We start from the raw sequence: 8,225 nt of genomic DNA on the forward strand, positions 1-8,225 counted from the left end.
TCAGTTGTGAGACCTACGGCGCAATCGCGATGCTGGACAGGTCCATCGCAGTATTGATCGGCACCCCGGCTTCCTTTCGCTCTGAATAGCGATCGACCAGTTGCACAGTATGCGCGCGCAGCAGCACCGTGAACCGCACCAGCTCCTCCATCACATCGACGATCCGGTCATAGTAGCTCGATGGCTTCATCCGTCCGTCGTCATCGAACTCATTGAACGCCTTGGCGACGCTCGACTGGTTCGGGATCGTCACCATCCGCATCCAGCGACCCAGCACGCGCAGCGTGTTGACGCTGTTGAACGACTGCGATCCGGCCGACACCTGCATGACCGCGAGCGTCCGCCCCTGCGTCGGGCGCATCCCGCCCATCGACAGCGGCAGATGGTCGATCTGCAATTTCATGATGCCGGTGATCTGCCCGTGACGTTCCGGGCTGCACCACACCTGACCCTCCGACCATAGAGACAGCTCGCGCAGCTCATGGACGGCCGGATGGTCGTCGCCGGCATGTTGGTCGGGCAGCGGCAGGGCCGATGGATCGAAGATGCGCGTCTCGCAGCCGAAGAACCGGAGCAGGCGCGCCGCTTCCTCGACACACAGCCGGGAGAAGGACCGTTCGCGCAGCGAACCATAGAGCAGAAGGATACGCGGCGCGGAATCGAGCGGGCCAAGCCCCAGCGCCGGCCGCTGGATGGCATAGGCGGGATCGAGTGCCGGCAGGGTATCGGGATCGGCAAGCGTGCGGAGCGGCATCAGAGAGCTTTCACGAGATAGGCGGCCGACGCCGGGCATAGCGCGGTAAACTCGCGCGATGCGGCGACGGCCGGGGGAGCAGCGCCGCGATCTGCGTCGGCATAGCCAAGCGCCCGGAAGAATGGCGCGGCCGTCGTCGTCAGCAGATGGAGGCGACGCACCCCGAAGTCGCGCGCCTGTCGTTCGAGGGTGGCGACCAACGCCCGCCCCAGGCCATGCCCGCGGCGATCGGCAAGGATGACGATCGAGCGGAGCAGGCGGTCAGCCCCTTCCCCCTCCAGGCCGCCATAGCCGACGAGGCTATCGGCCTCGAACCGGAAGAACAGGCGGCCAGGGTCGGCGAGGTCGGCGCTCGGTAGGCTCGCAGCGTTGAGGAACCATGCCAACCCGGCCAGCTCGGCGGGTTCGAGTGTCGTGATGGTCAGTCCCATCACGCGAGGCTGAACCGGATCGCGAGCGCCGCGAGCGTGATGAGCAACACCGGCACGGTGAGCGTGACGCCAACACGGAAGTAATAGCCCCATCCGATCCGCACGCCCTTCTGTCCAAGGACGTGGAGCCACAGCAGCGTCGCGAGCGAACCGATCGGCGTCAGCTTGGGGCCGAGATCGCAGCCGATCACGTTGGCGTAGATCATCGCTTCCCTGATCGCGCCCGTGGCGTGGGTGGCGTCGATCGAGAGCGCGCCTACCAGCACGGTCGGCATGTTGTTCATCACCGACGACAGGACGGCCGCGATCACGCCCGTACCCAGCGCCGCGCCCCACACGCCCCCTTGCGCCGTGCGATCGAGCAGCGCCGCCAGATGATCGGTCAGGCCGGCGTTCCGCAGGCCGTAGACGACGAGATACATGCCGAGCGAGAAGATCACGACCTGCCAGGGTGCGCCGCGCAGCACCTTGGCCGTTGAGATCACCTGGCCCCGCCCCGCGATCACCAGCAGCAGGATCGCGCCGGCAGCGGCCACGGCGCTGACCGGCACGCCGAGCGGTTCGAGCAGGAAGAAGCCGGCGAGCAGCAGCGCGAGAACGATCCATCCGGCGCGGAAGGTCGCGGCATCGCGGATCGCGTCGCGCGGCGCGCGCAGCGCTCCCACGTCATAGTCGGTCGGTATGTCGCGCCGGAAGAACAGCAGCAGCGCGCCCAGCGTCGCGGCGATCGACACGAGGTCGACCGGTACCATCACGGCCGCGTATTCGCCGAACCCGATCTTGAAGAAATCGGCCGACACGATGTTGACGAGGTTCGACACGACCAGCGGCAGGCTGGCGGTGTCGGCGATGAACCCGGCGGCCATGACGAACGCCAGCGTCGCCTTGTCCTTGAAGCCGAGCGCCCGCAGCATGGCGATGACGATCGGCGTCAGGATCAGCGCCGCGCCGTCGTTGGCGAACAGCGCGGATACCGCCGCGCCGAGCAGCACGATCAGGACGAACAGCCGACGACCATGCCCCCGGCCCCAGCGGGCGACGTGGAGCGCGGCCCATTCGAAGAACCCGGCTTCATCGAGCAGCAGGCTGATGACGATGATCGCGACGAACGCAGCGGTCGCATTCCAGACGATGCCCCACACCACCGGCACGTCGGACAGCGTGACCACCCCCGCGAGCAGCGCCACGACGGCCCCGCCCATCGCGCTCCACCCGATGCCGAGTCCCTTGGGTTGCCAGATGACGAGCGCGATCGTCGCGACGAAGATCAGGACGGCAAGGAGCATCAGGCGACGCGCTGGCCCGAAGCATCGACCACCTTCTCCCCGTCTTCCTTCGCGAACGCGCCGAGCTGATCGCTTGGCAGCAGATCAAGCACGGCATCGGACGGCCGACAGAGCTTCACGCCGAGCGGCGAGACAACCAGCGGCCGGTTGATGAGGATCGGATGCGCCATCATCGCATCCACCAGCGCGTCGTCGGACAGCGACGTGTCGCCCAGGCCCAAATCGGCATAGGGCGTCCCCTTCTCGCGCAGCAGCTCACGCGGCCTCATGCCGGCGCGGTCGATCAACTCGACTAGCAGCGCGCGTGCGGGTGGGGTTTTCAGATATTCGACCACATGCGGCTCGATGCCGGCATTGCGGATCATCGCCAGCGTGTTGCGCGACGTGCCGCACTCGGGGTTGTGATAGATGACGATATCGACGGCCACGGGATGTCCTTTCAGCAGCAGGGGGCGAGTTCGGCGACGAGCGGCGCGCACAGCTCCGCATTGCCGGCGCAGCAATCCTTGACGAGGAACAGCGTCAGCGCGCGCAGGCCGTCCAGATCGGCACGGTAGATGATCGAGCGGCTATGCCGTTCGGAGCGGACCAGACCCGCACGGGCGAGGATTCCGAGATGCGCCGACATGGTGTTCTGCGGCACGTCGAGCTGGCGGGCGATATCGCCTGCGGCCATGCCGTCCGGTTCGTGCCGCACCAGCAGGCGGAACACGTCGAGGCGGGTGCCCTGTGCGAGTGCGCCCAGCGCAGTGATAGCCGAGTCGTTTTCCATATATCCAGCATAGCGGATATATGGCGTTGGTCTAGTGTGCGTTGCCTCTCAACATTGCGGGAGACCTGCGCTGATGGCCTATAACCGCAGGCCGAGGCGTGGACCAAGGCATACCAGGCCGAGATAGAGCAGGATGGTAAGGAGGCACCCCGCGCCCAGCGCTAGCCAGAATGGTACGTTGCGCCCGAGCAACGCGGGGATCAGCAGGAACATCGGTAACGATGGCAGCACGAACCAGAAAGTCGCCCCGGCGTGAGACGCCATCAGCACCCGATCTTGGGTGTCGCGCCACAGCCAGATCATTCCCAGCACAGAGACTAACGGCAACGATGCGACAAGTGCGCCGACGCCGGGACTGCGCTTGGCGATCTCCGAAACCGCCGCGATAATCGCACCGGAGATCATTGCCTTGATGACGACATAGAGCATACCGGTTGTGACTTTCGATCGCCGAGATGGCTAGCGATGAAGGTGCTGGTCATCCTCACAGGCTTGCGATGGCGCTTCGGTCTGGATCGTCGAATGTTCGATCCCGAACCTCTCGTCGAGTGTTCTGGTCACTGCAACCCTGACGCTATCGGGATCGACGCCCTCGCCGAGCGTCACATGGGCGGTGCAATTGATCTCGTCCGAAGCCATCGACCAGACGTGCAGGTCATGAACGCCGGCGACACCCGGAATGGCGGCGATCGTTGAACGGATCTCCGGCAGCTTCAACCCGCCGGGGACACCTTCCAGCAGCACGTTGATCGTTCCCTTGAGCAGAACCCAGGTGCGCGGCAGCACCCACAGGCCGATGCCGATGGCGATGACTGGATCGACCCACGTCCAGCCCGTGAACCGTATCGCGAGGGCACCAAGGATGACGCCGACCGAGCCGATCATGTCGGCCCATACTTCCAGGTAGGCGCCTTTGACGTTGAAGCTTTCGTCCTTGCCGGCGGTCAGCAGACGCATCGATACGAAGTTCACGACGAGGCCAATGACCGCGACGATCAACATGCCGGTCGACTGAATCGACTGCGGCTCGCGGAAGCGCTGGATCGCCTCGTAAAGGATATACATGGCGACGACGAACAGCAGGATCGCATTGAAGGTCGCGGCGAGGATTTCCAGTCGTTTGTAGCCGAACGTCCGCTTGTCGTCGGCAGCCTTCTTGCCGAGATGGATCGCCATCAACGCGATGACCAGACCGGCGACGTCGGTCATCATATGGGCTGCGTCGGACAGCAGCGCGAGGCTGTTGAACACGAAGGCGCCGACCACCTCTGCCACGAGATAGGTCGCCGTCAGGGCAAGCGCCCATCTGAGCATCTTGGCGTTGGCGCCGGCCGTATGGTCGTGGCTGTGCCCGGCTTCGCCGTGATCGTGTGCCATTATCGCGTCCCCTTCTTTGTGGCTTGCCGTTCGGCGAGCCAGGCCTGCATCTTCACGATTTCGGCCTGTTGGGTCCGGATCACCTCCTCCGCCATCGCGCGCACCTTCGGATCGGTGCCGTTGGCAAGCTCGGCGCGAGCCATATCGACCGCACCTTCATGGTGCGGGATCATGCCCCGAAGGAAGTCGGTATCAGGATCGCCGGTCGACGGCATCGCCATGCCGGCCGTGCCGTGCGCTCGATCCGTGGATGGCATCGGTCGCACCGGACTCGTTCGATCCGAACTGGCCCGCCGGCTTGCCGCCGGAACACGCAGACAGGGCAATCGCAGCGGCCAGAAAGGACCATCGCGCCGTGGTGATCGACATTTTCTTCTCCTTACGGGATGGATCGCGGCGCACATCGACACCGCTCAAGGTCAGGCCGGTCACATCGCGATCTCCTCGATGAGCAGCAGTGCGAGAAAGCCGACGAAGAACATCGCGCTGATGAGCGGAGAGTCCGGTTTCTCGTGCGCCTCGACCAGCAGCTCCTCGGTGACGAGGTAGAGCAGCGCCATCAGGCCGAAACTCAGGAATCCCGTGATCCACACCGGCGACAGCAGCGCCACGGGCTGCACGACGAGTGCGCCGATCGGCACCAGCAGCGCAAGCGCGCAGGTTAGGCCGATCGCCTTCATCTTGCGATACCGGCTCGTCAGATCATTGGTGAGCGTCAGGGCCAGGAACAGCACTTCGAGCGTCAGCGCGACCGCCAGCAACGTGCCCGCCTTCTCGCCGGCGATGAAGGCCAGACCCAGAACCAGGCCGTCAATAGCAAGATCGAGCCCGATCGCGGCGAGCAGCGCCACGGGGCCGTCAAACCGGCCTTCCGCCGCCTTGAGGCCCAGCATTACCGCGACGCCGATCGCACCGCCGATCAGCGTCGCAGCCGGCGATCCCCCGTGCATCACCAGCGGCAGGATTTCGGTCGCCGCCGCGGCAAATACGACGCCGGCTGCAAGGTGCTGCATGGCGGCGACCAGCCTCTCGCCGGGTGTGCGCCACCCGGCGAGAAGCGCGCCGATCATGATCGCGATCATGGGGATCAGTGCGAACTTGAGCGCCGCCATCGTCAGTCCCCCCTGCCAGACGCGATCATGCGGGTTGCGGCAGCGGCGCGCCGTCGTCCGCCCTATCCGCGTCGTCGACCTTGACCGCTTGCTGCCCGAACCGGGCGTAAAGCGTCGGCAGCACGAACAGCGTCAGCAGCGTCGCCGAGATCAGGCCGCCGATGACGACGGTCGCGAGCGGCTTCTGCACTTCCGCGCCGGCTCCGCTGGCGAATGCCATCGGTACGAAGCCGAGACTGGCGACCAGCGCGGTCATGACGACCGGGCGCAATCGCTGGAGCGCGCCCGTCCGCGCCGCTTCGGCCCGGTCCATGCCCGACCGGATCAGCTCCTGCACCGAACTAACCATGACGAGGCCGTTGAGGACCGCGATACCCGACAATGCGATGAATCCCACCGCGGCCGAGATCGAGAAGTCCATGCCGCGAACGAACAGCAGCAGCACGCCTCCCACCAGCGCGAAGGGCACGCCGGTGAAGACGATCGCCGCATCGCGTACCGATCCCAAGGCCCCGTAGAGGAGCAGCAGGATCAGCACGAAGCACGCCGGCACCACGAGTTTGAGCCGCTGGCTGGCGGATTCGAGATTCTCGAACTGGCCGCCCCATTCGAGATAGCTGCCCGCCGGCAGGCGCACGCCGGCGACCGCCGCCTGCGCATCCGCGACCACGCTGCCGACGTCGCGTCCGCGGACGTTCGCCTGGACGACGACGCGGCGCTTGCCGTTCTCGCGGCTGATCTGGTTCGGCCCGTCGACGACGCCGATATCGGCGACGCTGGACAGCGGCACATAGCCACCGCCGGCGACCGGCACCTGCACCTGTTCGAGCAGCCCCAGGTCGGCGCGCTCGGCGTCCGACAGGCGGATGACCACCGGAAAGCGCCGGTCTCCCTCGAAGATCATGCCGGACTCGCGACCGCCGAGCGTGGCGGTGATGGTGTCCTGCACATCCTGCGCGGTGACGCCGACCCGTGCCATCGCGTCGCGGTTGACGCGAATGTCGAGCATGGGAAGTCCCGTCGTCTGTTCGACCTTCACGTCAGCCGCTCCTTGCGTCCGGCGAAGGATGCCGGCGATCTGTTCGGCGGTGCGGTTCATGGAGGCGAAGTCGTCGCCGAACACCTTCACCGCGATGTCGCCGCGCACGCCGGCGATCAGCTCGTTGAACCGCATCTGGATTGGCTGCGTGATCTCATAGGCGTTGCCCGGGAACTGCGCGAGCTTCGTCTCCAGCCGCTCGACCAGCGCGGCCTTCTCCAGTTTGGGGTCGGGCCATTCCGCATGCGGCTTCAGGATGACGAACATGTCGGTCGCGTTGGGCGGCATCGGGTCCGAAGCCAGCTCGGCCGTGCCCGTCTTGGAGAAGACGAACCGCACCTCGGGTTGCTTCGAGACCATGCGCTCGATCGGCACCTGCATCGCCTGGCTCTGCTGCACCGATGTCGCCGGAATGCGCAGCGCCTGGATGAGCAGGTCGCCCTCGTCGAGCTGGGGGAGGAACACCTGTCCCAGCGTCGTGAAGGCAAGCGCCGCGGCGACGAGGCTGACGACGCCGGCGCCGATGGTGATCGACGGTCGCTTCATCGCCTTCTCAAGGCCCGGTTCGTAGCGCTGCTTCAGCCACGAGATGATCCGCCCGTCCTCCTCGTTCACCCTCCGCGACAGCCAGATGGCGATCGCCGCAGGCACGAAGGTCAGCGACAGGACGAACGCGAACAGCAGCGCGATGATGACGGTGAGCGCCATCGGCACGAACGTCTTGCCCTCGACGCCGGTCAGCGTCAGCAAGGGCACATAGACGAGGATGATGATTGCCTGCCCGTACACGGACGGACGGATCATCTCGCGCGCCGCGGTCGCGACCGCCTCCAACCGCTCCTTGACGCTCAGCAGGCGACCTTCGTGATGCTGTTGCTCGGCGAGACGCCGCAACGCATTCTCGACGATGATGACGGCACCATCGACGATCAGCCCGAAGTCCAGCGCGCCGAGCGACATGAGGTTCGCCGAAACCCCCAGCCGTAACATTCCGAACCCGGTCAGCATCATCGTGACCGGGATGACCGCCGCGGCGATCAGCGCGGCGCGGAAGTTGCCGAGCAACAGGAACAGCACGACGATGACGAGCAGTGCGCCTTCGCCGAGATTCTTCGCCACCGTCTTGATGGTGGAATTGACCAGGGCTGTGCGATCGAGGACCGGCTGCACCACTACGTCGGGTGGCAGCGAGGCGTTGATCGACTTCAACCGATCGGCGACCGCGGTCGCGACGTTGCGGCTGTTCTGTCCGATCCGCATCACCGCGGTGCCGACGACGACCTCCGTGCCGTTCTCCGACGCCGATCCCATGCGGATCGCCTGACCCGTCTTAGGGTCAGGACTCATTGGTCATAGCCAGAAGATGACGGTGGCCGCGAGGGCGACGGCAGAGAAGAAGACGGTTGGGCAGCGGTCGTAGCGAGTTGCGACGCGGCGCCAATCCTTCAGACGGC

10 protein-coding genes and 2 pseudogenes are annotated in these 8,225 nt (G+C 65.7%); all 12 read right to left on the reverse strand.

Going from position 1 to position 8,225, the window contains the following annotated elements; translation table 11 throughout:
• Positions 1–13: 13 nt before the first annotated feature.
• On the reverse strand, positions 14–754 hold the full coding sequence (gene arsH, locus ABLE43_RS20905) for an arsenical resistance protein ArsH (protein ID WP_018251259.1): 741 nt from the start codon (positions 752–754) through the stop codon (positions 14–16).
• Positions 754–1,185 (reverse strand): arsenic resistance N-acetyltransferase ArsN2, encoded by a 432-nt coding sequence (gene arsN2 / locus ABLE43_RS20910; protein WP_018251258.1) that lies wholly within the window; start codon positions 1,183–1,185, stop codon positions 754–756. Before arsN2 ends, arsH begins: the two co-directional genes overlap by 1 nt.
• Entirely contained in the window at positions 1,185–2,471 is a 1,287-nt protein-coding gene (locus ABLE43_RS20915) for an arsenic transporter (RefSeq protein ID WP_348980014.1), read from the reverse strand. The genes arsN2 and ABLE43_RS20915 overlap by 1 nt, the downstream gene beginning before the upstream one ends.
• On the reverse strand, positions 2,471–2,899 hold the full coding sequence (arsC, locus tag ABLE43_RS20920) for an arsenate reductase (glutaredoxin) (RefSeq protein ID WP_018251256.1): 429 nt from the start codon (positions 2,897–2,899) through the stop codon (positions 2,471–2,473). Before arsC ends, ABLE43_RS20915 begins: the two co-directional genes overlap by 1 nt.
• An 11-nt stretch (positions 2,900–2,910) precedes the next feature.
• On the reverse strand, positions 2,911–3,243 hold the full coding sequence (locus tag ABLE43_RS20925) for an ArsR/SmtB family transcription factor (protein ID WP_018251255.1): 333 nt from the start codon (positions 3,241–3,243) through the stop codon (positions 2,911–2,913).
• 78 nt (positions 3,244–3,321) lie between these two features.
• Positions 3,322–3,672, reverse strand: coding sequence for a DUF3147 family protein (locus ABLE43_RS20930; RefSeq protein ID WP_018251254.1), 351 nt, complete (start codon positions 3,670–3,672; stop codon positions 3,322–3,324).
• Positions 3,673–3,702: 30 nt separating this feature from the next.
• Complete coding sequence (locus ABLE43_RS20935) at positions 3,703–4,620, reverse strand: cation diffusion facilitator family transporter (protein WP_018251253.1); 918 nt, start codon at positions 4,618–4,620, stop codon at positions 3,703–3,705.
• Positions 4,620–4,877, reverse strand: a complete 258-nt coding sequence (copM, locus tag ABLE43_RS20940; RefSeq protein WP_231376782.1) for a CopM family metallochaperone — start codon at positions 4,875–4,877, stop codon at positions 4,620–4,622. Before copM ends, ABLE43_RS20935 begins: the two co-directional genes overlap by 1 nt.
• Complete coding sequence (locus ABLE43_RS20945) at positions 4,813–5,052, reverse strand: hypothetical protein (RefSeq protein WP_018251251.1); 240 nt, start codon at positions 5,050–5,052, stop codon at positions 4,813–4,815. The genes copM and ABLE43_RS20945 overlap by 65 nt, the downstream gene beginning before the upstream one ends.
• Entirely contained in the window at positions 5,049–5,732 is a 684-nt protein-coding gene (locus ABLE43_RS20950) for a ZIP family metal transporter (protein ID WP_018251250.1), read from the reverse strand. Before ABLE43_RS20950 ends, ABLE43_RS20945 begins: the two co-directional genes overlap by 4 nt.
• A gap of 25 nt (positions 5,733–5,757) precedes the next feature.
• Positions 5,758–8,103: pseudogene (locus ABLE43_RS20955) on the reverse strand (efflux RND transporter permease subunit); the annotation flags it as partial.
• 18 nt (positions 8,104–8,121) lie between these two features.
• Positions 8,122–8,225: pseudogene (locus ABLE43_RS20960) on the reverse strand (IS5 family transposase); the annotation flags it as partial.

Origin of the sequence: Sphingomonas silueang, from assembly GCF_040049155.1 — a bacterium.
GTDB lineage: Bacteria > Pseudomonadota > Alphaproteobacteria > Sphingomonadales > Sphingomonadaceae > Sphingomonas > Sphingomonas silueang.

Bases quoted from the DNA above. Each gene is read 5' to 3' on its own strand.
- arsH (WP_018251259.1), bottom strand. From the start codon at position 754: ATGCCGCTCCGCACGCTTGCCGATCCCGATACCCTGCCGGCACTCGAT.
- arsN2 (WP_018251258.1), bottom strand. From the start codon at position 1,185: ATGGGACTGACCATCACGACACTCGAACCCGCCGAGCTGGCCGGGTTG.
- ABLE43_RS20915 (WP_348980014.1), bottom strand. From the start codon at position 2,471: ATGCTCCTTGCCGTCCTGATCTTCGTCGCGACGATCGCGCTCGTCATC.
- ABLE43_RS20925 (WP_018251255.1), bottom strand. From the start codon at position 3,243: ATGGAAAACGACTCGGCTATCACTGCGCTGGGCGCACTCGCACAGGGC.
- ABLE43_RS20930 (WP_018251254.1), bottom strand. From the start codon at position 3,672: ATGCTCTATGTCGTCATCAAGGCAATGATCTCCGGTGCGATTATCGCG.
- ABLE43_RS20935 (WP_018251253.1), bottom strand. From the start codon at position 4,620: ATGGCACACGATCACGGCGAAGCCGGGCACAGCCACGACCATACGGCC.
- copM (WP_231376782.1), bottom strand. From the start codon at position 4,877: ATGCCATCCACGGATCGAGCGCACGGCACGGCCGGCATGGCGATGCCG.
- ABLE43_RS20950 (WP_018251250.1), bottom strand. From the start codon at position 5,732: ATGGCGGCGCTCAAGTTCGCACTGATCCCCATGATCGCGATCATGATC.